Here is a 449-nt window from a genome sequence, read left to right on the forward strand (position 1 = left end):
GAGGGTCCTGCCCGCCTCGCCGGAAAAGCCGTTGGCCTTGGCCCATGCGACGGCAGATGGCGCAAGGCCCACGGCCTCCAGGCCGTCACGGGCCACCAGATGCACCGGCAGCGCACCTTGCAATTTCGTCTCGACGAGTTCGACAGGCATTCGATGTTCTCTCCTGCCGACCCTTCGCGAGTCGGCGCTTCTTAACCCTCCGTTAGGGTTAACAGAATATTTCTTCGGGAGGGAAGATGGCCACGCAATGGCCGCGCGTATGAATGGAGGCTTAGGTGTCGATGCCGACAAACCGCACAGTGAATGCCAGGGGAAAACGGTTCGTCACCACGGCCCTCATGCTGGCGCTCGCGGCTGCCGTCGCCGGGTGCGGAACCAGCAGGATGACGACCGGCTCGATCGGTCGTACCAGCGGCAAGCCGCTGGACAGCATGTCGGCGGGAGAAGTG

General features: G+C 63.5%; 1 pseudogene. It reads right to left on the minus strand.

Annotated features, from left to right (window positions below):
* Positions 1 to 261, minus strand: a pseudogene (locus ACWTU8_RS32660) (leucyl aminopeptidase family protein); the annotation flags it as partial.
* Between the last annotated feature and the right edge of the window lie 188 nt (positions 262 to 449).

This window comes from Mesorhizobium sp. BHbdii (assembly GCF_053848045.1).